The 23,180-nt window shown below is 56.7% G+C and carries 25 protein-coding genes; 14 read left to right on the plus strand and 11 right to left on the minus strand.

Going from position 1 to position 23,180, the window contains the following annotated elements:
* Positions 1–204: 204 nt before the first annotated feature.
* The 3 genes from V9K67_RS09605 to V9K67_RS09615 all read left to right on the plus strand — a co-directional run bounded on the left by V9K67_RS09605 (position 205) and on the right by V9K67_RS09615 (position 3,166).
* Entirely contained in the window at positions 205–753 is a 549-nt protein-coding gene (locus tag V9K67_RS09605) for an SCO family protein (protein ID WP_336721829.1), read from the plus strand.
* 13 nt (positions 754–766) lie between these two features.
* Positions 767–1,225: a Fur family transcriptional regulator gene (locus tag V9K67_RS09610; RefSeq protein WP_336721830.1), complete on the plus strand. Its 459-nt coding sequence runs from the start codon at positions 767–769 to the stop codon at positions 1,223–1,225.
* Between the two features lie 63 nt (positions 1,226–1,288).
* Positions 1,289–3,166 carry a glycoside hydrolase family 2 protein gene (locus tag V9K67_RS09615; RefSeq protein ID WP_336721832.1) on the plus strand — a complete coding sequence of 626 codons (1,878 nt, stop codon included), beginning with the start codon at positions 1,289–1,291 and terminating at the stop codon, positions 3,164–3,166.
* A gap of 73 nt (positions 3,167–3,239) precedes the next feature.
* Here the strand turns inward: V9K67_RS09615 and V9K67_RS09620 are convergent, their stop codons facing one another.
* The 3 genes from V9K67_RS09620 to V9K67_RS09630 all read right to left on the minus strand — a co-directional run bounded on the left by V9K67_RS09620 (position 3,240) and on the right by V9K67_RS09630 (position 6,385).
* A complete protein-coding gene (locus V9K67_RS09620; RefSeq protein WP_336721835.1) occupies positions 3,240–3,986 on the minus strand; it encodes a DUF5995 family protein in 747 nt (248 codons plus the stop codon).
* A 123-nt stretch (positions 3,987–4,109) separates the two neighbouring features.
* Entirely contained in the window at positions 4,110–5,873 is a 1,764-nt protein-coding gene (locus tag V9K67_RS09625) for an ABC transporter ATP-binding protein (protein ID WP_336721837.1), read from the minus strand.
* A 284-nt stretch (positions 5,874–6,157) separates the two neighbouring features.
* Entirely contained in the window at positions 6,158–6,385 is a 228-nt protein-coding gene (locus tag V9K67_RS09630) for a hypothetical protein (protein WP_336721839.1), read from the minus strand.
* A 101-nt stretch (positions 6,386–6,486) separates the two neighbouring features.
* On the opposite strand from V9K67_RS09630, the gene V9K67_RS09635 reads away from it, so the two are divergent.
* The 3 genes from V9K67_RS09635 (at position 6,487) to V9K67_RS09645 (ending at position 9,672) form a co-directional block, all read left to right on the plus strand.
* Complete coding sequence (locus V9K67_RS09635; protein ID WP_336721841.1) at positions 6,487–8,427, plus strand: TonB-dependent receptor plug domain-containing protein; 1,941 nt, start codon at positions 6,487–6,489, stop codon at positions 8,425–8,427.
* Between the two features lie 54 nt (positions 8,428–8,481).
* Positions 8,482–8,928: a tRNA adenosine(34) deaminase TadA gene (tadA, locus tag V9K67_RS09640; protein ID WP_336721843.1), complete on the plus strand. Its 447-nt coding sequence runs from the start codon at positions 8,482–8,484 to the stop codon at positions 8,926–8,928.
* 135 nt (positions 8,929–9,063) lie between these two features.
* Complete coding sequence (locus V9K67_RS09645) at positions 9,064–9,672, plus strand: superoxide dismutase (protein ID WP_336721845.1); 609 nt, start codon at positions 9,064–9,066, stop codon at positions 9,670–9,672.
* Positions 9,673–9,773: 101 nt separating this feature from the next.
* Here V9K67_RS09645 and yidD read toward each other — a convergent pair whose 3' ends face one another.
* The 6 genes from yidD to V9K67_RS09675 all read right to left on the minus strand — a co-directional run bounded on the left by yidD (position 9,774) and on the right by V9K67_RS09675 (position 13,506).
* Positions 9,774–10,004: a membrane protein insertion efficiency factor YidD gene (yidD, locus tag V9K67_RS09650; protein ID WP_336721847.1), complete on the minus strand. Its 231-nt coding sequence runs from the start codon at positions 10,002–10,004 to the stop codon at positions 9,774–9,776.
* Complete coding sequence (locus V9K67_RS09655) at positions 9,988–10,398, minus strand: ribonuclease P protein component (protein ID WP_336721850.1); 411 nt, start codon at positions 10,396–10,398, stop codon at positions 9,988–9,990. The genes yidD and V9K67_RS09655 overlap by 17 nt, the downstream gene beginning before the upstream one ends.
* Before the next feature lie 81 nt (positions 10,399–10,479).
* Positions 10,480–10,635: a 50S ribosomal protein L34 gene (gene rpmH, locus V9K67_RS09660; protein ID WP_073045100.1), complete on the minus strand. Its 156-nt coding sequence runs from the start codon at positions 10,633–10,635 to the stop codon at positions 10,480–10,482.
* A 199-nt stretch (positions 10,636–10,834) separates the two neighbouring features.
* Positions 10,835–11,872, minus strand: coding sequence for a M48 family metallopeptidase (locus V9K67_RS09665; protein WP_336721854.1), 1,038 nt, complete (start codon positions 11,870–11,872; stop codon positions 10,835–10,837).
* Entirely contained in the window at positions 11,872–13,137 is a 1,266-nt protein-coding gene (gene serS / locus V9K67_RS09670; RefSeq protein ID WP_336721855.1) for a serine--tRNA ligase, read from the minus strand. Before serS ends, V9K67_RS09665 begins: the two co-directional genes overlap by 1 nt.
* Positions 13,138–13,314: 177 nt before the next feature.
* The gene (locus tag V9K67_RS09675) at positions 13,315–13,506 is read right to left on the minus strand and encodes a hypothetical protein (RefSeq protein ID WP_336721857.1); all 192 of its coding nucleotides are present in this window, start codon (positions 13,504–13,506) and stop codon (positions 13,315–13,317) included.
* A 133-nt stretch (positions 13,507–13,639) separates the two neighbouring features.
* Here V9K67_RS09675 and V9K67_RS09680 point away from each other — a divergent pair, with 133 nt between their 5' ends.
* Together V9K67_RS09680 and V9K67_RS09685 are read left to right on the plus strand one after the other, a co-directional pair.
* Positions 13,640–14,494: a 3-hydroxyacyl-CoA dehydrogenase family protein gene (locus tag V9K67_RS09680; RefSeq protein ID WP_336721859.1), complete on the plus strand. Its 855-nt coding sequence runs from the start codon at positions 13,640–13,642 to the stop codon at positions 14,492–14,494.
* Positions 14,495–14,569: 75 nt separating this feature from the next.
* Entirely contained in the window at positions 14,570–15,571 is a 1,002-nt protein-coding gene (locus tag V9K67_RS09685) for an NAD-dependent epimerase/dehydratase family protein (protein ID WP_336721860.1), read from the plus strand.
* Positions 15,572–15,573: 2 nt separating this feature from the next.
* Here V9K67_RS09685 and V9K67_RS09690 read toward each other — a convergent pair whose 3' ends face one another.
* Both V9K67_RS09690 and meaB read right to left on the minus strand, forming a co-directional pair.
* Positions 15,574–16,647, minus strand: a complete 1,074-nt coding sequence (locus V9K67_RS09690; protein ID WP_336721863.1) for a glycosyltransferase family 4 protein — start codon at positions 16,645–16,647, stop codon at positions 15,574–15,576.
* Between the two features lie 25 nt (positions 16,648–16,672).
* Positions 16,673–17,575: a methylmalonyl Co-A mutase-associated GTPase MeaB gene (meaB, locus tag V9K67_RS09695; RefSeq protein ID WP_336721865.1), complete on the minus strand. Its 903-nt coding sequence runs from the start codon at positions 17,573–17,575 to the stop codon at positions 16,673–16,675.
* A gap of 181 nt (positions 17,576–17,756) precedes the next feature.
* Here meaB and V9K67_RS09700 point away from each other — a divergent pair, with 181 nt between their 5' ends.
* The 6 genes from V9K67_RS09700 to V9K67_RS09725 all read left to right on the plus strand — a co-directional run bounded on the left by V9K67_RS09700 (position 17,757) and on the right by V9K67_RS09725 (position 23,153).
* Positions 17,757–18,398 (plus strand): LON peptidase substrate-binding domain-containing protein, encoded by a 642-nt coding sequence (locus V9K67_RS09700; RefSeq protein WP_336721867.1) that lies wholly within the window; start codon positions 17,757–17,759, stop codon positions 18,396–18,398.
* Positions 18,399–18,492: 94 nt separating this feature from the next.
* On the plus strand, positions 18,493–19,221 hold the full coding sequence (locus V9K67_RS09705; RefSeq protein ID WP_336721870.1) for a type III pantothenate kinase: 729 nt from the start codon (positions 18,493–18,495) through the stop codon (positions 19,219–19,221).
* Complete coding sequence (gene bamG, locus V9K67_RS09710) at positions 19,214–20,572, plus strand: BamG family beta-barrel-assembly machinery protein (protein WP_336721873.1); 1,359 nt, start codon at positions 19,214–19,216, stop codon at positions 20,570–20,572. Before V9K67_RS09705 ends, bamG begins: the two co-directional genes overlap by 8 nt.
* A complete protein-coding gene (lptC, locus tag V9K67_RS09715; protein ID WP_336721876.1) occupies positions 20,565–21,140 on the plus strand; it encodes an LPS export ABC transporter periplasmic protein LptC in 576 nt (191 codons plus the stop codon). Before bamG ends, lptC begins: the two co-directional genes overlap by 8 nt.
* Before the next feature lie 144 nt (positions 21,141–21,284).
* Positions 21,285–22,265 carry a potassium channel beta subunit family protein gene (locus V9K67_RS09720; RefSeq protein WP_336721878.1) on the plus strand — a complete coding sequence of 327 codons (981 nt, stop codon included), beginning with the start codon at positions 21,285–21,287 and terminating at the stop codon, positions 22,263–22,265.
* Positions 22,266–22,298: 33 nt separating this feature from the next.
* A complete protein-coding gene (locus V9K67_RS09725; RefSeq protein WP_336721881.1) occupies positions 22,299–23,153 on the plus strand; it encodes an SDR family oxidoreductase in 855 nt (284 codons plus the stop codon).
* Positions 23,154–23,180: the final 27 nt, after the last annotated feature.

Raw genomic sequence — 23,180 nt, forward strand, 5'->3', positions numbered from 1 at the left:
GGTTTGTAGTTTGTGGTTGGCGTAACTCCGGCGGAGATAGTCGGAACAGGGAACCTTTATAATTCGTTAAGACCATTGCGCCTTTCACGACAACTACGAACCACAAACCACAAACTACAAACCGAATCAATAACTTTGCGGCTTATGTCACGCAAGCGTATTTTTTATATTATATTTTTTACTATCCTTACTATTGGCTTCTTTATGGGCCTTTCCGCGGTGATCCCGGGCTTTGGCAATCCTACCCTTCCGCCCATCGGCCATGTGGCTTCGTTTTCATTTACCAACCAGGACGGCAATACGGTAACGGAAAAGAACATCGAAGGCAAAGTGGTGGCCGCCGAATACTTTTTTACCACCTGCAAGGGCATCTGCCCCCGCCTGAACAAAAACATGCGGACCGTGTACGACGAGTTCCAGGGCGAAAACAACTTCCTGATCCTGTCGCATACCAGCGATCCCGAAACCGATTCGGCCGCCCGCCTGAAGCGCTATGCCGACTCCATGGGGGTCAACACCGCCCGCTGGATCTTCCTGACCGGCCGCAAGGACAGCCTGTACCGGATGGCCCGCCAGAGCTATAAGATCGACGACCCCGCCAATAACCTGCAAAAAATAGAGGACGACTTTTTGCATACCCAGTTCATTGCCCTGGTCAATAAAAAGGGCGAGGTGGTGAAGATCTACGATGGCCTGAAACCCAGTGAAATGAAGGAGATGTCGAAAGAGATCAAAAAGCTTTTAACCGACTAATGCCGTTGACGCTATGGACCTGACCAAATCAATCGAAAAAAGAGCGGGCGATCTCCTGCGCCGCAAGCACCTGAGTATTACGGACAGCCGGAAGAGGATCCTGTTCCTGTTCCTGAGCCAGAAGGATGCCCTTACCCATAGCGACATCGAGAAAAAGGCCGGCGAAAAATTCGACCGCGTAACGGTTTACCGCACCCTGCAAACTTTTGTGGAAAAGGGCATCGTCCATACCATTCCCACCGCCGACAACACCATCCTGTACGCCCTTTGCCGCGACTGCAGCGAAGAGCACCACCACGACAACCACGTGCACTTCGTCTGCCGCAACTGCAACACCACCACCTGCCTGGACGACGTGCTGCTGCCCGACATCCAGTTGCCCGAGGGCTATAAAGCCGAAGACGTGCAGGTGCTGATCAACGGCATCTGCCCCGACTGCTCGCCGGAATCCGCCGAGGGCAAGGCCAAATAACATCCGCTCACCAACGTGGCTTAAAATTCGCTGACCCATAAGGAGAGACAGAAAATGAACCTTATGGAAGAATTCATGCATCCCAATTATGGCCTTTCCAAAAGCAGGGACGAGGCCGTGGCCGAAGAAACGTTTACCAACCCCCTGCCCCGGGCCGTCATCCGCTCCAACACTTTTGTGCTGCTGGACGGCGAATGGAACTTCTCGCTCGACCTCGACGACCGGGGGCTGCAGGAGGCCTGGCACCTGGGCCACCCTTACGAAAAAACGGCCCAATGGCCGGGCTCCATCGAAGAGCACATGGCCGAAGCCCGCGAACAACAGCACCACAGCTACTGGACCGATAAAGTGATTGCCTGGTACGAACGGGAATTTCCCCTGCCGCAGATGGACGGCCATCCGCACTCCATGCTCCAGCTTACCTTCGGCGCCTGCGGCTACGAAACCCAGGTATGGCTGAACGGCTTCCTGCTGCGGACCATCGAGGGCGAGGACGTGCACGTGGGCGAATACACCTCCTTTTCCTACGAGCTGGATACAAAGATCCTCCGCGAGGTCAACCGGCTGACGGTGCGGGTGGCCGACACCATGGACGCCGACCAGCCCCGGGGCAAGCAGGAGTCGCACGTGTACAAACGCGGCGGCATCTGGTACCAGACCTATACCGGGGCGGTGCGCAGCGTATGGCTGGAGATGGTGGAACGCAACCGCCTGCGTTCGCGCCTGGGCGTCATCAGCATCGTGGAGGACCAGCTCGTACGGTTTAACGTCACTACCCGCATCCACGATCCCGGCTCATACACCCTGCGGCTGAAGGTGTACGAACGCAAGCAGCAGTCGTCCGAACCCCTTGCCGTCTCCGACTACCCCCTGCGGCTGGCGGCCGGCCAGAAGCAGCAGCGCGTGACCCTGGAAGTACCCGGCGCCCAGCTCTGGTCGCCGGAATCGCCGCACCTCTACCGGCTGGTGGCCCAGCTGATCGACAGCGAGGGCTATATCTCCGAGATCGAGGCCCAGTTCGGCCTGCGGAAAATCGAAGCCCGCGGCTCCTGGGTGTACCTGAACAACAAACCGGTTTACCTCGACGGCATCCTGTACCAGCCCGGCACCTCCAGCTACGAACAGATCAAGAAGCATATGCATGCCATGAAGGAGCTGGGCTGCAACCTGGTACGCATCCACATTGCCGGGGTGGACCCGCGCATCTACAACCTGGCCGACAAGCTGGGCCTGCTGCTGTGGGTGGAAGTGCCCAGCCCGCACCGGTCGAGCTATCGCAGCCGTCTCAACCACCGCGAGGAGCTGATGCGCATGCTGGCCCTGATCGAGACGCACCCCTCGGTAGTGATCTGGAGCCTGTACAACGAGGATTGGGGCGCCCAGGATATCGCCACCAACGTGGAAACCCGCAACTACATTACCGACATGTACCACTACATGCACATCAACCACCCGCAGTTCCTGGTGGTGGACAACGACGGCTGGCAGCATATTTCGCTGGAAGGCCGCCTGAGGTCCGACCTGATGACCGCCCACCTGTACACCCCCGACCTCGAGCGGTGGCGCCAGGTACTGGACAGCCTGGTTCGGGGCGATCTGGAGGGGGTAGCTGCCTTCCCGCTGGTAGTGGGCGATCCCTTCTTTTACCGGCGGCAGGTACCCCTGGTCGTAAGCGAGTGGGGCGGCTTTGGTTTCCCCGACTATGGCGGTCCCGTAGATGCCGAAAGCAGGGCGCAGCAGATCGCCCTGTACAAGCAGGAGCTGCGCAACCGGTCCATTGCCGGTGATGTATATACGCAGGCCACCAACATTGAAGACGAGCGCAACGGCCTGATCGACGCCGAAACCGGCGAACTGAAAGTGCCTGCCGGCCTGCTCAATTCGCATACGCTGCAAAAGCTGGAACCGAAAGGAAAAACAGAAGAAAACCAGGAGGGATAGATAAGTGAAGATAATAGGGGCTCCCATGGGAGCCCCTATTTATAGAAAAGTTACAGTTATCATCGCTTATCCCTTACCGGCAGGCAATCAGCAGGCCGCGGCTGGAGAGGTTGACCAGGCGGTCGAGGTTACGCACAAAGGCGTCGGACAGGAACGACAGGTCGCGCAGCTTCCACAGCACCTGCGCATTCACGAAGGCCGTATCGCGGGCTTTGGTAATGCTCCACAGCGCTGCATTGTCGTCCAGCATTTCGAGACCTTCATCCATGGCGCCGATGATGCCGGTGGACAGGAACAGCTTTACGGTTTCGAATATGCCTTGCAGAATGGTGTTCACCAGGCGGAAGTCGTGGTGCTCCTTGCTGCCCTGCATGGGAACAATCGCAAACTCCTCGCAGGTCTTTACCAGCGCCAGCGACAGGTCGTGGTTGATATGGGCGTTCATGCCCGCGAGGGCGAACTGCACCCGGAAAATATTTTCCCTGGTCCGTACGGCAAACAGCGGGGCCCAGGAGCGGGAGAGGCTTTTAGGGTCTTTCTGCCAGTCCAGGATGGCGCTGAAGTAGTAGCCGGCAAAGATGACGGTCAGCCGCTCCAGGAATTTTTTGCTTTGCCAGGCGCCGTCTGCAGGCCCGGCCTGTACCGCTTCCGTGGTACGGAGGTACATGAGGTTGAACCACTTCAGACCGTCGTTTTCGGGCAGAAGTGCGTCGAGGCCCTGCATCACATGGACCACGTCGGCCACGGTTTCCCTTTTCGAAGAGGAGATCAGTACGGCCATTCCTTTGTCGATCGCCGCCAGGGAAGAAGTCTTTTGCATCATCGCTACACTTTGGCTAAAAGTAGGACTTTTCGCAAAATCACCTCTTTTTTTAGCTTTAATAACCGTAAAATGCCGGCCGCGCCCCCACCGACAATTCCCAATGAACCAATGAACAAATTCCTATTTCACCGCTTTCGGCTGCTCCCTTCTTTCCCCTACCTGCTGGCGCCACATGGCGTAATAAAGTCCTTTCTGTTCCAGCAGGCCGGCATGCGTGCCCGTTTCCACGATGCGGCCGCGCTCCAGCACGTAGATGGTGTCGGCATGCAGGATGGTGGACAGCCGGTGGGCAATCAGGATGGTGATCTGCTCACGGGTAGCCGAAATATCGCGGATGGTGGCCGAAATGGCCTCCTCGGTCAGCGAGTCGAGGGCCGAAGTGGCCTCGTCGAAGATCAGCAGGCGGGGGTGCCGCAGCAGGGCCCGGGCAATGGAGATGCGCTGCTTTTCGCCTCCCGACAGCTTCATGCCCCCTTCGCCCAGCACCGTGTACAGGCCATGGTCCGAGCGGGCCAGCAGGGGCTGGCAGGCCGCCTTGTGCAGGGCCTCGGTGATCTCCTCGTTGGTGGCCTCGGGCTTTACAAACAGCAGGTTGTCGCGGATGGTACCGGCAAACAACTGGGTATCCTGGGTCACAAACCCCAGTTGCCGGCGCAGCTGGTTGTAGCGGATCTGGCTGCTTTTCTGTTCGTTGAAATAAATGCAGCCGCTGTTGGGCTTGTACAGGCCCACCAGCAGCTTTACCAGGGTGGACTTGCCCGAGCCCGAAGGCCCCACGAAGGCAATGGTCTCGCCGGTCCTGACACCGAAGGAAATGCCGTCGATGGCATTGTGCAGGGAGGTTTTGTGGTGAAAGACCACGTTTTCGAACCGCAGGTTCTGCAGGTCGCCAATGTCCACCGGCGTTTCGGGACGCTGCTCTATGGGCTGGTGCATCAACGTATCGAAGGCATGGATGGAGGCATCCACCTCGCGGTACTGTACAATGATGTTGCCCACATCCTGCAGGGGACCGAAGATGGAGGTGGAAATGAACTGCATGGTGATGAGCTCGCCGGTGGTGAGCACGTGCCGGAAGATCAGCCACAGCAGGATAAACAGGATGGACTGCCGCAGCAGGTTGAGGGTGACGCCCTGCAAAAACCCCAGGGTGCGCACCTTCTTTACCTTCAGCATTTCCAGCTCGTAGATCTTTTTGGTCTGGTCGCGCAGGCGCTGCACTTCCTGGAAGGTGAGGCCGAGGCTTTTTACCAGCTCGATGTTGCGCAGGCTTTCGGTAATAACGCCGGACAGCTTGTTGGTTTCGCGGTTGATGGTGCGCTGCACCGTCTTTATTTTTTTGGAAAGCATGCCCGTAAGACCGCCGAGCACCAGGATGCCCACCACGAAAACAGGGATCAGCATCCAGTTCTTGGTGACCGAATACCACACCAGGAAGCCGACGCCCACTACCGAGGAAAACAGCACGTTGATGAAGGAATTGATAAAGCGTTCGGTGTCGGTTTTTACCTTTTGCAGCACCGACAGGGTTTCGCCGCTGCGCTGGTCTTCGAACTCCTGGAAGTTCAGGCGCAGGGTTTGTTTGAGCCCGTCGTTGAAGATCTGCATGCCGAAGCGGGCCACCGCCAGGCGGGTGGTATAGTCCTGGAAGGCTTTGGCCAGCCGTGCGGCCACGGCCACGATGATGGCGATGCCCAGCCACTGCAGCACGCCGCGGATCAGCTCCTGCTCGGGGCGGCTGCCCGGGGCGGTCGCATAATCATCAATGATGATCCCGAAGATCAGCGGGTCGATCAGGGAAAGCAATTGCGCCACTGCGGCCAGGAAAAGGGAAAAAAGCACCCACCAGCGCTGGGGCTTCAGGTATTTCCAAAGAATCTGCATGGTTTGCACGAGGCAAAAAGCAGACCTAAAGAAAATAGGCAATGAGCAATGGGCAATGGGCAAAATTGCAATCAGTAATAGCCCGGTGTGAAGCGACAGGGAACAGGAGTTAAGGGATTGGGATAATGGGAATCAGGAATTGGGGCCTTGATTTTTGATGTTGCCTATCGCCTATTGATTTTTTTCCTTGCCAATTGCTTCTTGTCCATTGCCTCTTGTCTATTGCCCATTGCCTATTCCCGCCTCGTACCTGCTCCCTGCCTTCACTGCTATGACAGAAAGAATTAATGGCCGGTGCCGCCGCCGGCAGAGGTATCGGTGGTCGGACGGTTGGAGGTGGTATCCATGCCGGTGGAGGGATCCATGTTCAGCGAGGTATCGCCGACAGGGGCAGAACTCTGTTCCACAGGAGTGCTGAAGTTCGTGGTATCGGTAGTGGCGTCGCCGTCATTGGCGCCACCACAACTATAAAGTGCGATCGTCAGGGCCGCTGCAAAAACTATTTTTTTCATAGTGGATGCTTTTAGGATTTAATGGGAAAGTTTCATTCAATACAAATCACCGGCCAATAAAAAGGCGGTATCTCTACATTTGTACCTTAATTTTTTCCACTATGCGCTTACCGTTCACGTTGCTCTGCCTGTTTTCCGGCGCCTGCCTTTATGCACAGCAAACCACCGATACGCTGCACCTGCCGGAGCAGGAAATGGAAGAGGTAACGGTCACCTCTACCCGCAGTAAGCGCCACATCGACGATATTCCCACCCGGGTGGAGGTGGTGAGTGGTGAAGAGCTTGCCGAAAAGGCCGTGATGCAGCCCGGCAACGTACGCATGCTGCTGTCGGAGACCACCGGTATCCAAACCCAGCAGACCTCCGCAACCTCGGCCGCCAGCTCCATCCGCATCCATGGCCTCGACGGCCGGTACACCCTGCTGCTGAAAGACGGCTTCCCCCTCTACAGCGGCTTTTCCGGAGGCCTGAGCGTACTGCAGGTGCCGCCCCTCGACCTGAAGCGGGTAGAGCTGATCAAAGGCTCCTCTTCCACGCTCTACGGCGGCGGCGCCATCGCCGGCCTAGTCAACTTTATCTCCAAAGAGCCCGGAGCCAAGCCCGAAAATTCCGTTCTGTTCAATACCAACCAGACCGGCGCCCTGGATGCCAGCGCCTTTCACAGCCACCGCTCCGGCCGTTGGGGCACCACGGTTTATGCCGCCTACAACGGGCAACGGGAATACGACAACAACGACGACGGCCTTTCCGACATCCCTCACTTCCGCCGCTTCTCGCTGAACCCCAAAATTTTTTACTATGCGCCGCACACCACCTGGCAGCTGGGCGTCAACGGCACCATCGAGGACCGCAAGGGCGGCGACCTGCAGGTGCTGCGGGGAAAAGCCGACGCGGCGCACCAGTATTTCGAAGAAAATGACAGCCGGCGGTGGTCCTCGCAGTTCAAGGTGGAGCGGAGCTTTGGCAAAAATTTCCTTACGGTGAAGAACAGTGTCGCTTCTTTTTCCCGCCGCCTGCAGCAGCCGGGCTATCGGTTCGAAGGCGACCAGTTGAGCACCTTTACCGAGGTGGCCCTGCAGTTGCCGCGCCCCCTGGCGGAGTGGACCGGCGGGCTCAACCTGTATTCGGACAACTTCCGGCAGCGCCGGTCGCCTGCGCCCCTAGACGAAAAGCAACTCATCGCCGGCGCCTTTGTCCAGAACAACCTCAAATTCGCCAAAAAGCTTTCCGCCGAGGCGGGCCTCCGGGGCGACTATGCCGACGGCCACGGCTGGCTGGTGCTGCCGCGGCTGTCGCTGCTCTACAAGCTGTCGCCGGCGGTCACCTCGCGGCTGGGTGGCGGGCTGGGCTACAAGCTGCCGACGGTGTTTACGGAAAACGCAGAGGAACGGGGCCTCCGCAACCTGGCGCCCATCGGCGGCAGTGTGCGGGCCGAAACCTCCGAAGGCCTGACCTGGGACGTCAACTACCGTACCTCCCTAAGCGAAGAAGTAAAGCTGTCGGTGAACCAGCTGTTTTTCATTACCCGCCTGCACCGGCCCGTGGTGCTGCTGGAAGGGGCGGGCGGGGCGCCGGCTTTTTACGCCAATGCCCCCGGCCGTTTTTTGTCCCGGGGCATGGAAAGCAACCTGCGGCTGTCCGTCGAGCCCCTTTCGTTTTCCATCGGCTATTCCCTTATCGACGCCCGCATGGACACCGCCGGGCTAACGACGCAGGCATTGCTGACGGCCCGCCATCGTATTTATTTTACCAGCATGTACGAAGTGGAAGAAAAGCTGCGCATTGCCTTCGAAGCGTTTTATACCGGCCGGCAGTACACCACGCCTGCGGACCGCAAGCCCGCTTACTGGGTCATGGGCCTGTCGGCCGAAAGGAGGTGGGAACATTTCAGCCTGTTTGCCAATGCCGAAAACTTTACCGACCGGCGGCAGTCGCGCTCCGAAAGCCTTTACACCGGCAACCTCCTGCGTCCCGAATTCAAACCCATCTGGGCGCCCACCGAAGGCATTATCTTTAACGGCGGATTCAGGATCTTTTTCTAAGTACGAGGTGTGAGGTAAGGAATCCGATACCATCAATTAAACAACCATTCATCCATGTTCGACGACGAATATTTTATGAAGCAGGCGCTGCGGCAGGCACAGCAGGCCTTTGACGAGGACGAGGTGCCGGTGGGCGCCGTAGTGGTATTGAACAATAAGATCATCTCCCGCGGCTACAACCAGGTGGAGAAGCTGAACGACCCCACGGCCCATGCGGAGGTGATTGCCCTTACCTCGGCCTTTAATTACCTGGGCAGCAAGTACCTGCCCGAAGCGACCCTGTATGTAACCGTTGAACCCTGCGTCATGTGCGCCGGCGCCCTGTACTGGAGCAAGATCGGCCGGGTGGTGTACGGCGCCTCCGACGAAAAGAACGGCTTCAGCCGCCTCAGGCCCGCCGTTTCGCCCTTCCACCCCAAAACGGAAGTGGTGACCGGCGTGCTCCAGGAACAGTGCGCCGAGCTGATGAAGAACTTTTTCCGCAGCAAAAGGAACTTCTGATGCCGCTTGTAAGAACTACCAACACCTAACGACAAACCACAAACTCCTTTCCCCGTTATTAACAGCTTTCAATACATTTGTGTCCCCTTAAGGATATATTGAATATAAAACGTAAAATTTAAATTGTAAATCGTTATGGCATTTACTCTTCCCGCGTTACCGTATGCACACGATGCATTGGAACCCAACATTGATTCGCAGACGATGCAGATCCACCACGGCAAGCACCACCAGGCTTATGTTGACAACCTGAACAAAGCCATTGCCGGTACCGAGCACGAAAACAAGAGCCTGGAAGAACTCGTTGCCAATGCCGGCAAGATTTCTCCCGCCGTGCGCAACAATGGCGGTGGTCACTGGAACCACTCCTTCTTTTGGGAGATCCTCGGCCCCAACGCCGGCGGACAGCCTACCGGCGCTATCGCCGATGCCATCAACCAGACTTTCGGTTCTTTCGATGCCTTCAAAGAGAAGTTCAACGCCGCCGGCGCTACCCGTTTCGGCAGCGGCTGGGCATGGCTGATCGTTCGCGACGGCAAACTGGAAGTAACTTCCACCCCCAACCAGGACAACCCCCTGATGGACGTGGCTGAAGTGAAAGGTACCCCGGTACTGGGCGTTGACGTTTGGGAACACGCTTACTACCTGAAATACCAGAATCGCCGCCCCGAATACCTGGGCGCCGTATGGAACGCCATCAACTGGAGCAAGGTGAACGAGCGCTACGCAGCTGCTATCAAATAACCTTCCCGGTAACTATAAAAGAAAAAGCGGTGCCTTTGCGCCGCTTTTTCTTTTTAAAAGATTATCCCTTCCCAATATCCCAATTAACCAATTCCTTCCCCTCACGGAACCGGGTCATAGCCGTGACCACCCCAGGGATGGCAGCGGCTGATGCGTTTGACGGTCAGCCAGAAGCCTTTGATCAGGCCGTACTTTTTAAAGGCCTCCAGCCCGTAATGCGAGCAGGAGGGCGTATACCGGCACTTGGGCCCCAGCCAGGGCGAGAGCACCAACTGGTAGATCCTGATCAGGAGAATGAACGGCAGCGCCAGGAGCTTAAGAAGGGTTTTCATGCGTTTGCTGTGCTTTTTTTTGAAGGGTTCTCAGGCATTTGCCCATAGTTTGAAATACGGTCGCATAGGGTGGAAGGGTTTTATCGACGTACAGGAAAAAGACAAAACCTTTCAATCCCTCCTTTTCCAGGTGCGCCAGCAGGTCCTTTTTTTGCAGCCGGTAGGCTTCGCGCAGCAGCCGCTTGATGCGGTTGCGGTCCACCGCCCGCTTGAAATTCCGCTTGCTGGCCGACACGCCTACCTGCAGGCCGGCCCTCTCGCCTTCGCCCACGGGCAGGAACCGGTACGATACCCGGATGGGGAAGACCCCCACACTTTTTCCATTTGCAAAGAGGATACCGACCTCTTTGCGGCTCTTCAGCTTCTCTTCCTTGCCCAACGAGAATTCCTTCATAGCGAACCTAAATTAGCATACATACAAAAAAGCCCCGGTAAACCAGGGCTTAAATAATCTTTAATCTTCTTCGGATAAATCCTATTTCAATTTCCGCTCGTCAGATACAGTCAGTTTCTTGCGGCCTTTAGCACGACGGCTTGCCAGCACTTTTCTTCCATTAGCCGTTTCCATGCGCTTACGGAAACCGTGTACGGTTTTACGACGTCTGCGGTGGGGTTGAAATGTACGTTTCATTTTAAATTAAGTTTTTTTTCACATTTTACGAAAGAGCCTGTGGAGAGCCAGGCCGGTTTCAAACATAACCACAGGTCACCACACCCGTTGGTTTTGTGAAAGGACCGCAAAGGTAAGGGAAAAGAAAAAATGTAAAATGTAAAATGCAAAATATAAAATGTAAAATATGGAAGGAGGCCAGTAAAACAGGTCGTAAACGCTACTCTTTCAGCTTCTGAAAAAGGGTTTGAAGGGTTTCATTGCGTACGGGCCGGCTGTTTTTGCAGTCGGGGCTGGCCTGGATGTTCCGGATCCGCTTGTCCAGGTCGGGGTGGCTGCTCATCCACTCGGCCGTTTTGGGGCCGGCAGTTTCCTTTTGCAGCGCCCGGAACAGGCGCACAAAGCCGATGCAGTCGATCCCGTGCCGGGTCATCAGGCGGGCGCCTTCCTCGTCGGCCTCCTTCTCCAGGCTGCGGCTGTAGGAAAGGTTCTTCAGCCGGTCGGCATTGCCCAGCAGAATGGCGCTGACCGCGTCGACATCGCCGATCAGGAACACCAGCAGCAGGTGGGCGCCCGCCTTTCGGAACAGGCTGCGCAGGGTGTGGCGGTGCTCCACGTGGATCAGCTCGTGGGCCAGCAGGGCGGCCAGCTCCTCGTAGGAACCGATGCCCTCCAGGATCTTGTCGTGCACTACGATGCGGCCGCCGGGAAGGGCAAAGGCATTGGGCTCCTCGTTTTTGATGACCGTAATGCGGATATTGTACTGGTGCGGGAAATGGAGTTCCCGGAAAAAGTCGTTGATATAAGCCGATTTGCGCCCGTCGACCTCGAAGCCGCCCTTCATGGAGGCATAGGCGCCTTCGCCCAGGTCTTTTTCGTACTTCACCGGGAAGCTGCCCACCAGGGCGGCCGCCAGCCAGGGGATCAGCACAAAATAAGACAGCAGCAAAAACAGCAGGAAGCCAAGCAGCAATTTGACAAAAGGCACCGACTTGCTGCCGATCACCTTTTGTTTGCTTCTTTCCACCTTTTCTGTTATTGCTGCTGCCAGCTCGCGGTCGAGCACCGTCAGCGACTGGAGGGGGTAGCCGGGATAATAGAACATGCTGCTGCCCGGCTCCTTCCGCACCTGGTCGAAATACCAGTAGACTTCGCTGGCGCCTTCATTGATGACAATGGACAGCCTTTGCTTCTGCAGGGATACCCGGGCAGGCGACTCGCTGGCATTGTAATAATATGTGGCGTTGTAGGAACTCATTAAATCATTTCACCTCCGAAATAGGGATGCAGGGCCGGCGGCAGTAAGATGCCGTTTTCCGTCTGGTTGTTTTCCAGCAGGCAGGCCAGGATCCGGGGCAGGGCCAGGGAGCTGCCGTTGAGCGAATGCACCAGCTGGGCTTTGCCGCCGTCCTTGAAGCGAATCTTCATGCGGTTGGTCTGGAAGGTTTCGAAGTTGGAAACCGAGCTCACCTCCAGCCAGCGGTCCTGGGCGGCGCTGTACACTTCAAAGTCGTAGGTCAGGGCCGAGGCGAAGCTCATGTCGCCGCCGCACAGGCGCAGGATGCGGTAGGGCAGGCCCAGGGACTGTACCAGCTTTTCTACATGCAGCACCATTTCTTCCAGGGCTTCGTAGCTTTTGTCGGGGTGTACCAGCTGCACGATCTCCACCTTGTCGAACTGGTGCAGGCGGTTGAGGCCGCGTACATCCTTGCCGTAGCTGCCGGCCTCGCGGCGGAAGCAGGGGGTGTAGGCCGTCATGCGTACCGGCAGCTCACTGCCCGGCAGCACCTCGTCGCGGTAAATATTGGTCACTGGCACCTCGGCGGTGGGGATCAGGTACAGGTCGTCGGCCGGGGCGTAATACATCTGGCCTTCCTTGTCGGGCAGCTGTCCGGTACCGTAACCGCTGGCGGCATTGACCATCAGCGGCGGCATATACTCGGTATAGCCCGCGGCGGTATTGTAGTCGAGAAAATACTGGATGAGGGCCCGCTGCAGTTTGGCGCCGTTGTTTTTATACACGGGGAAACCGCTGCCGGTGATCTTGTTGCCCAGCTCAAAATCAATGAGGTTGTATTTTTTGGCCAGGTCCCAGTGGGGAACCGAGCCTGCGGGCAGTTCGGGCTTGGAGCCGCCGGTGCGTACCACTTCGTTGTCGGCGGGTGTTTTGCCGGCCGGCACTTTATCGGAAGGCAGGTTGGGCAGGCGTACCAGCAGGTCGTTCAACTGCTTTTCGGTGGCATCCAATTGCTGCTGGATGGGTGAAAGCTGATCTTTAAGCGTTTCTACATCCCTTTTCTTCGCTTCGGCATCGGCCTTGGCGCCTTTGCCCATCAGCATGCCGATTTCCTTGGAGGCGGCATTGATGCGGGCTTTGGTTTCGTCAAACTGGTAGTTCAGCTTTTTGCGTTCGTCGTCCAGGGAAATGATTTCGTCCACCAATTGGAGGTCGCTAAAATGCTTTATGGCTAATCGTCTTTTTACGTCTTCTGCGTTTTGCTTGATCAGGTTCACTTGCAGCATTGAAAAAATTTTGCCCAAAGATAGCAGTTGAGGGAAAGTTCCTGAGTTCCTAAGTTCCTAAGTTCCTGAGTTCATTATAACAGACAGATTATCAAACAACAGGAACAAACTTATAAAGAACGTAACTGCCCACAGATAAACTCAGGAACTTAGGAACTCAGAAACTCAGGAACTAGTTTATCCTACCTCGGACTCGCCCGGCGCTACCAAAAACTCGGCCTGGGTGCCGGGGTTCTCGATATCCAGCTGGGGAGCTTTGCGGGGCGGCTTTTCTTCGTGCCGGTGCCTGTTTTTCAGGAGCACGACAGCGGTGGCGGCAATTGCCAGCAGTCCGCTGATGCCGATCAGCCATTTGCGTTTATTTTCCATAACAACAGATTGAATAATGAGCGTTTTTAAAGTGTTTGTTTTTGAAACCCTTCCTTATAAAGGTAATCAACAATAAACAGAGGGTTGCATTATTCGTGCCTGTGGACAGGAAAGCGGGCCCTAACTTTATAAGATGAAGGAAAATCTCCCCACCCTTTGCGTCTGCGGCGCCGGCACGATGGGCAGCGGCATTGCCCAGGTGGCGGCCACCGCCGGCTGTCCCACGATCCTGTACGACGTGGCCGAAGAACGGCTGCAACAAGCGAAAGCCCGGATCGAAAATGACCTGGGAAAGCTCGTGGCCAAACAAAAAATGACGGAAGAAGAAAAGGAGGCTGCCCTGCAGCGCCTGGTATATACTACCGATATGGAGCAGTGCGTGGCCCAGGTGGTGATCGAAGCCATCGTGGAGGAGCTGGAGGCAAAGGTGTCGCTTTTGGCCCGGCTGGCCCAGATCAATGGTGTGCAGACCCTCCTGGCCAGCAATACCTCTTCCCTTTCTCTTTTACAGATCGCCCGGCAGGTACCGAATTCCCAGCGGGTGGTGGGCCTGCATTTTTTCAACCCCGCCCCGCTGATGAAGCTGGTGGAAGTGGTCTATACGGAATTTACCACCACCGGCATTCTTGAACAAGCTACGGACCTGGTGCGGCTGCTCCAAAAAACGCCGGTGGTGTGTAAAGACGCCCCGGGCTTTATCGTCAACCGGGTGGCGCGGCCCTACTACCTTGAAGCCCTGCGGCTGGCCGAGGAGGGGGTGGGGGACTACGAGACGATTGACCGGCTGCTGGAGGGCGCCGGCTTTAAAATGGGACCCTTCCGGCTGATGGACCTGATCGGCAACGACATCAATTATACCGTTAGCTGCTCGGTTTACGAGCAACTGCGGCGGCCCGGCCGGCTCCGGCCCTCGGCCCTGCAGCAGCAGAAGGTGGAAAAGGGCGAGCTGGGCCGCAAGAGCGGCAGGGGTTATTATCATTATGAATAACGATTTTAGCCCTACTTTTGGGCCGCAATCGAAAAAGCTGTTGCTCACTCAAAAATCGAAACGCGCACTTTGTAAATGATCTTGATAACGGGAGGAACTGGTTTTATTGGCGCCTACATCATTAAAAACCTGGTAGGGAAAGGACATGCGGTCCGTGCCCTCCGGCGTTCTGCCAAAACCCCTTTTTTCCTTCCGAAGCCCGTGCTGGACAAGGTGGAATGGGTGGAAGGCGAAGTGCTCGACGTGGTGTCGCTCTGCGATGCCATGCAGGGCGTTACCGGTGTGATCCATGCCGCTGCCGTCGTTTCCTTTTCCCAGTCCAACCGCCAGCAGATGTACCAGACCAACATCGAAGGCACGGCCAACGTGGTCAATGCCGCCCTGGAAGCGGGCGTGGAGCGGCTGGTGCACGTGAGCTCGGTGGCGGCCCTGGGCCGGAGCGGCGGCTCCGAACTGCTGTCCGAGCAGAAAAAATGGGAGGAAAACGGCCACAACACCCATTATGCCATCACCAAGCACAAAGCGGAGCTGGAAGTATGGCGCGGCTTTGCCGAAGGCCTGCCCGGGGCGATCATCAACCCCAGCACCGTACTGGGCTATGGCGACTGGCACCAGTCGTCCTGCGCTATTTTTAAAAATGTTTACCGCGAGTTTCCCTGGTACACCCAGGGTATTAATGGTTTTGTAGGGGTGGAAGACGTGGCCGAAGCGGCTGTGCAGCTGCTGCTGTCGAACATTACCGAAAAACGCTTCGTGGTCAATGCCGACAATATTCCCTTCCGGCAGCTCTTCAACACTATTGCCGACGGGTTCGGCAAGCGCCCGCCCCACCGCGAAGCCACGCCCCTGCTGGGCGAGCTTGCCTGGCGTGTGGAAGCCGTCAAAACCTTTTTCACGCGGCAAAAGCCCCTGCTGACCCGCGAGACGGCCAAAGTAGCCCACAGCCTCAACCGCTTCGACAATTCCGCTTTGCTCAAGGCCCTGCCTGGCTTTTCCTATACTCCCCTGGACAACGTGATCCGCTGCGCCTGCTCCCAATACCTGGAAGGAATTAAAAGCGGCCAACTGGTTCCGTAAGCTTATACGCCTTCCTGCAGCAGGCTGCTGTAGACATCCAGGTAGGCACGGGCCGCGGCCGGCCATTTGAATTGGGCAGACCATTGGCGGATGGCGGCGGCATGGGTTTCCGTATGTTCTGAAAGGGCTTTTTGGGCTACCGCATGGATGTGCTCCGGCTCAAAATGGTCAAAGTAATGGGCATGGCGGCCGCCGATCTCGGGCAGGGAAGTGGCGTTGGCCAGCAGCAGCGGCTTGCCGAAATGCATGGCCTCCACCACCGGCAGGCCAAACCCCTCCGAAATAGACGGGAAGGCAAAGGCTGTACAGTTTTTCAGGTACCACTGCTTGTCGTTTTCGCTGATGCTGCCCGTAAACAGCACCCGCTCCTCCACACCCAGCCTTTTAGCCTCATGGATGATCTTGTTTTTATAGTCCTCGCTCTGCGTAATGCCCGCAATCACCAGCTGCAGGTCGTTTTGCAGCAGCAGGGCCGGCAATACGTGAAAGTTTTTCTTGGCCACGATGGTGCCGATAGTGAAAAAGAAAGGGGCCGATGGCTGCAACTGGGGCGGCTGCAGGCTGGTAATCTCTTCAATGTTGCTGCCGTTATGAATGACACTGCAGGGCTTATCGCCCAGGTCAATATGCCGCCGGAGGTCGTTGAGAGTGAATTGCGAGATGGCGACCACATGATCCGCCCGGTCAATCCTGGCTTTCAGGCCGGAGAGGTAGCGCTGTTTTTTGGCGTCCGTCTTCGAGCGGTCGTACAGCCAGTTCAGGTCATGGACCGTCAGCAGCACTTTCATCTTTCTGCGCCAGGGGTAGTAATCGCTGGCCTGGTGGGTACTGTGCCACAGCTGGAAATGCGGCTTGCGGGGCAGGAGGAACTTGTGCAGGCTGCGTTGCGGCACATAGCAGGCCTGCGGGCCAAAGGCCGGTCCGGCCGAAGGGGGCAAATAAAAGCACAGGTCCAGGCCGGGACGGGCCTCCTGCAGCAGGCTTTTGCCCAGGTGCTGGCAGTAATAATACAATCCCGTAAAAGGATATTTCATCCGTTCGCAGTCGAACAATACACGATGGGGAGAGGTGCTCATGGTGGGTTTCCGGGGATTGCCTTTGTTATTGGGAAAAAGTATGAATAAACTGGTACAGGTTAAAGGGGCCGTCCAGGGCCGCCTGTTGAATGGCCTCTTTCAACCGGGCTTTGCTGACGTCCTGCATCCGGGCTTTCTGGATCAGCTGGTAGGCCCTTTCGGCCAGCAGCCAGAAGTGGCGGTCGTTTTGCCGGCCGGCCTGCAGCTGCCCGCGGATGGCGGCGAACAATTCCGGCAGGCCCTGACCTTCGGAGGCTACCGTTTTGATCACCGGGATATCGGCCCGGTGGCCCTGGAAGGCCGGCGCCAGCATCAGGCGCAGGTTACCCACATAGGCATCGGCCCCCGGCCGGTCGCTTTTGTTCACTACGAAAATGTTTCCGATCTCCATGAGTCCCGCCTTCATGGTCTGCACTTCGTCGCCTCCTTCGGGCACCAGCGCCACCACCGTCACATCGGCCAGGCCGGCAATTTCCACTTCGCTCTGCCCCACGCCTACCGTTTCCACTAAAATATAGTCGAAGGCGGCGGCCTGCAGCAGGCCGGTGAGCTCCAGGATCTTCGGGTGCAGCCCGCCCAGGGCGCCGCGGCTGGCCAGCGAACGGATAAATACCTGCGGGTGGGTGTACCATTGACTCATCCGGATGCGGTCGCCCAGGACGGCACCCAGGTGAAAGGGAGAGGAAGGGTCCACGCACAGCACGGCCACCGTTTTGCCCTCTTTCGTAATTTGAGCAATCAAACCATCTACGATGGTGCTTTTACCGGCGCCGGGAGGTCCCGTAAGACCGATAACGGGAGCGGTCTTCAGGGGCAGGGACGCCAGGAACTGCAGGTATCCTTCCCGCTCGTTCTCCACCAGGGAAATACTCCTGGCCAGCGCTTTCCGGTTCCCGGCCGTTAACTCCCGGAGCAGTTCCTGCCACATTGCTGTTTCTTTGATGGGGTGCAAAAATAGCAGGAATCGCAGACAAAAATTTTTCCCCGCCCGCCTGTGACCGGCAAAAAACAAAGGAGCCTGAAAATCAATAAAGAGCAGGAAACCTGGCGCTTCATTTTTAACAACGGTTACTCATGGTTTGTGCACCAAATTTGCATGAGATTAGCTTATGACCAACTTCATCCCGATATTTCCTTTAGGCATCGTCGTGTACCCCGGCGAAAATCTGAACATGCATATTTTCGAACCCCGGTACAAGCAACTGATCACCGAATGCCAGGAAACGGGCAAGCTGTTTGGCATTCCTTCGGTGATCAATAACCGGCTGCAGGAATTTGGCACCCTTATCCGGGTCAATGAGATCACTACGGTCCATCCCAATGGCGAAATGGACATCAAAACCAGGGGAGAAAAGATCTTCCGCATCCTCGAAGTGATCACAGAGATCCCTGAAAAGCTGTACAGCGGCGCCATCGTCACCTACCCTGAAAACTACGAGCGGGGCAACCCCGAGGTCATGCGCCGCATGATCAACAGCATCCGCGAGCTCCACAAACTGCTGAACGTTCAAAAGGACTTTAAGAAACACGATACTGAGCTGAACAGTTACGACCTGGCCCACCACATCGGCCTGTCACTGGAAGAAGAATACGAGCTGCTGCACCTGATGGACGAGCGCCAGCGGCAGGAATACCTGAAGCGCCACCTGACGAAGGTTATCCCCATGGTGGCCGAAATGGAGCAGCTGAAAGAAAAGATCAAACTGAACGGCCACTTCCGCAACCTCTCCAGCTTCAACTTCGATAAGTAGGAGGATCCATGGTGAAGGGTCAAAAAGCCCTGATGGCTGGTAAAGCCCTATTTTCGCACCGGCATTCAGCTTTATTCACCATGCACCATTTACCATGACCCCCACCCTCTGCCTCGATTTCGGCAATACCCGCCTGAAGGGGGCTGTATTTTACGGCGACCGGCTGGAACAGACGATCCTGTTCCCGGAAGAGGTGTTACCGGCACTGGAAGAGGTGTTGCAGCAATACCGTCCCGCCCGGTCCATCCTGGCCTCCGTGGTTGACCATCCCGCCGAAGTGGAACGCCTCCTCTCCGGCAGCACGCAATTCCATAAGCTGACCCACGAATCGAAGCTCCCCTTCCGGCTGGGCGTATCGAAGCCCCAGAGTACGGGCACCGACCGGCTGGCCCTTGTGGCCGCGGCCGTGCAGCTCTTCCCGGGCCAGCACAACCTGGCCATCGGCCTGGGCTCGTGCATCACCTACAACTTTGTCAATAAATACAATGAGTACCTGGGCGGGGCCATTTCGCCCGGCATGGAAATGCGCCTGAAGGCCCTTAACCATTATACGGCAAAGCTGCCGCTGGTGCCGGCCGATTGGAATGTACCGCTTATCGGTTACGATACCCCTACCAATATCCAGTCGGGTGTGGTGCTGGGCATGGCCAAAGAAATCGACGGAATTATAAGTGAATACCGGGAAAGGTATGGGAACTTTAACGCCCTTTTAACCGGGGGGGATATAGCCTTTTTTGGCCCCCATTTGAAAAGTAAGATATTTGCAAACCCTGATTTAATTTTTAATGGATTGTATGCGATCAGCAAAGTCAACAATGTGTAAGAAAAATTGGATTTCCACCGCTAAAACCCTTTGTACAGTTCTTCTTCTCTCCTCTGTTCAAGCTGTTTTCGCTCAAGACAATTCACCTTATTCCCGCTATGGCCTCGGCAACGTGGTGCCCAATACCAATATCGTTAACCGCGGTATGGGCGGGGTATCGGCCGCTTATTCGGACGTGTTGTCCATCAACTTTGCCAACCCGGCCTCTTATTCCCGCTTCCAGACTTTTTTGGAAGAAAAATCCAAAAAGGTAAGCTCGGGCCGTGTGCTGCTGGACGCCGGCATCAACTTCGACAGCCGGACCCTGAGCAACCCCAACCAGCCCGAAAAATTCAACTCGCCTAACCTGGGCTTTTCGTACCTGCAGATCGGCATGCCACTCACCCGCAACTGGGGTCTGAGCTTCGGCCTGCGCCCGGTGACCCGCATCCGCTACAAGATCAACCAGTCCAGCGCGCTGCATAACCCGAACGGCAGCCGCATCGACAGCATCATGGACCAGTACGAGGGCAGCGGCGGTGCCTTCCTGCCCACCATCGGCAGCGGCATTGCGCTGAAGAACTTCAGCATCGGCGCCAACATTGGCTACCTGTTCGGCAAAAAAGAATACAACTCCACCCGCAACTTCCTGAACGATAGCATCGGGTACAGCGATACCCGCTATACCACCAACTCTTCCTTCGGCGGCCTGTTCTTCAACGCCGGGGCGCAATACCGCATCAAGCTGAAGGATGCCAGCTCCAAACGCACCTACCTGAACCTGGGCGTTTCGGGCAACTGGGAACAAAAGATCAGCGCACAACAGGATGTGCTCCGCCTGAGCTTCGATCCGAGCGGCACTACCGATACCATCAGCAAAAACCTGGGGGCCGAGGGCAAAATGGTCTACCCGGCTTCTTATACCGCCGGCCTGGCCCTGGAGCATACCGGCGCTAAAGGCAACGGCTGGATGCTGGGCACCGACCTGGTACAAACCAAATGGAACAACTACCGCTTCTTTAACGCCGTCGACTCCGTACAGGACAACTGGGAGCTGCGGGTGGGCGGTAACTTCCGGCCCCAATCGGGACGCAACTACTTCAGCAACGTTATTTACCGGGCCGGCTTTTTCCTCGGCTCCGATTACATCCGGCATTCGCAGGAGCTGCCCGTGTTCGGCGTAAGCCTGGGCCTGGGCCTTCCCATCGCCAACTTCAACCGCCTGAGCCCCGGCCAGTTTACAGTGATCAACCTGGGCCTGGAATATGCGCGCCGTGGCAACGACGACAACCTGCTCCGCGAAAATATTTTCCGCCTTGCACTGGGTTTGAACTTCAGCGATCTTTGGTTTTCGAAACGCAAATATGACTAATCAGTTTTTCCTTCATAACCGCATTTTCCTTCAAGCAGCTATCTTAGGTAGCTGCTTGTTTGTTTGGGGCTGCGAAAACGACCCGGCCGAAGTAAATGCCTGGAACGAGAAAAAGGTCATGCTCGAGGAGGCGAAAAAAGTAGAAGCCATCTTCAGCCAGGAGGGTAACCTGAAGGCACAGCTGACGGCTCCCCGCATGCTGCGCTACCAGGCCGATACGGTCTACGTGGAATTTCCCAACACGCTCCATGTGAACTTCTACGACAGCTCGGGCAAGCTCGAAAGCCAGCTCGACGCCCGCTACGGCAAGTATTTTGAAAGCCGCAACCGGGTGTTCCTCCGCGATAGCGTAGTGGCCTATAACATCAAAGGCGACACGGTGCGCAGCCCCGAGCTCTGGTGGGACCAGAACACCAAAAAGTTTTATACCGACAAAACCGTACGCATCACCCAGGCCGACAAGCGCATCGTCGGTGGCAAAGGTTTTGAAGCCGAGCAGGACATGAGCGCTTATGACATCATGGAGCCGACAGGTACGGTAGTGGCCCCGGAAGGCTTTGCGCCCTAGGGGCAGGGAATTAGGAATTAGTGAATTGGGAATTAGGAGAGAAACACTCAATATTCAATACGCAATGCTCAAGGGAAAACAGCCTATGACTAATGACGATTGACCATTGTTTAATGACCTACGAACCGTAAATAAAATTGAACCATGGAATACAGGAGAATGGGAAAGAGCGGGCTGCAGCTGAGCGTGCTTTCTTTTGGCAGCTGGGTCACCTTTCACAAGCAAATAGACGATTCGATAGCCGACGAGCTGATGGGCATTGCCTACGACAGCGGCATCAACTTTTTCGACAATGCCGAAGTGTACGCCCGGGGCGAGAGCGAAAGGCTTATGGGACGGGTGCTGAAAAAGAAGGACTGGGACCGTACCTCTTATACCCTCAGCAGCAAGGCCTACTTCGGCTCGCGGGGACCGGCCAATAAACCCAACCAGACGGGCCTGAGCCGCAAACACCTCATCGAAGCCTGCCACGAAGCCCTCCAGCGCCTGCAAACCGACTACCTCGACCTGTACTTCTGCCACCGCCCCGACAAGAACGTACCCATCGAAGAAGTGGTCTGGACCATGAACCTGCTGATCCAGCAGGGAAAAGTGCTGTACTGGGGCACCAGCGAATGGAGCGCCCCGGAGATCATGGAAGCCCATGCTGTTGCCCGGGAATACCGCCTCATCGGCCCTTCGGTGGAGCAGCCGCAATACAACCTGCTGGAACGCCGCAAAATGGAAACCGAGTTTCCCCACGTGTTCCAGGCTACCGGCATCGGCACCACCATCTGGAGCCCCCTGGCCTCCGGCCTGCTGACGGGCAAATACAACGACGGTATCCCGATGGACAGCCGCTTTGCCCTCGAAGGCTTCGACTGGCTGAAAGACCAGTGGATGACCCAGGAAAAGCTGGACCGTGTCCGGAACCTGACGGCCTTTGCCGGTGAGCTGGGCGTTTCCCTAGCTACCCTGGCCATCGCCTGGACCCTGAAAAATCCCCACGTAACCACGGCCATTCTCGGCGCTACCCGGAAGGAACAGTTGGAAGAAAACCTCAAAACTCTGGAGGTACTGCCCCTGCTCACCCCCGAGGTGCTGCAAAAGATCGAAGAGATCATGAACGCGCCTGCGGCCGGCTAAACCGGATTCCGTATCTTAAGGCTAAAAGCGTATATGAGCCATAGCCAAACACGATTGTTCGATAAGGCGTCCGGCCGTACTCCCACGGTCTTCATTACCGGCGCCAGCCGCGGCATCGGCAAAGCCATTGCCCTGCGGCTGGCGGCGGAAGGCGCCAACATCGCCCTGGCCGCCAAAACGGCCGAGCCGCACCCCCGGCTCGAAGGCACCATCTACTCCGCCGCGGAAGAAATGGAAGCCCTTGGCGCCAAAGCGCTGCCGCTGCAAACCGACATCCGCTTCGAAGAGCAGGTCAAAGCCGCCGTGGAAGAAACGGTAAAGACCTTTGGCGGCATCGACATCCTGATCAACAATGCCAGCGCCATCAGCCTTACCGATACCGAACATACCTCCGCCAAACAGTTCGACCTGATGCACGGCATCAATGTACGGGGCACCTTCCTGGTGTGCCAGCAGTGCATTCCGTACCTGAAGCAGGCGCCGAACCCCCACATCCTCAACCTCTCCCCCCCGCTGAACCTCTCGCCCAACTGGTTTGCCCCGCACCTGGCCTATACCATGAGCAAATACGGCATGAGCATGATCGTGCTGGGACTGGCCGGGGAACTGAAGGCGCACAACATTGCCGTCAACGCCCTCTGGCCCCGGACCACTATTGCCACCGCCGCCGTCAGGAACCTGCTGGGCGGCGATTTCCTGATGCAGAAAAGCCGCACCCCGGAGATCGTGGCCGAGGCGGCCTTCCACATCCTGCGCCGGCCGTCCGCCGACTGCACCGGCAACTTCTTTATCGACGAGGAGGTGCTGCGGCAGGAAGGCATTACCGACCTGGATAAATATGCCGTCAACCCGCAGCAATCGCTGATGCCGGATCTTTTCCTGGAATAAAAAAAGGGCGGTGATCACACCGCCCTT

Origin of the sequence: Huijunlia imazamoxiresistens, from assembly GCF_037132455.1 — a bacterium.
GTDB classification, from domain to species: domain Bacteria; phylum Bacteroidota; class Bacteroidia; order Chitinophagales; family Chitinophagaceae; genus Flavisolibacter; species Flavisolibacter imazamoxiresistens.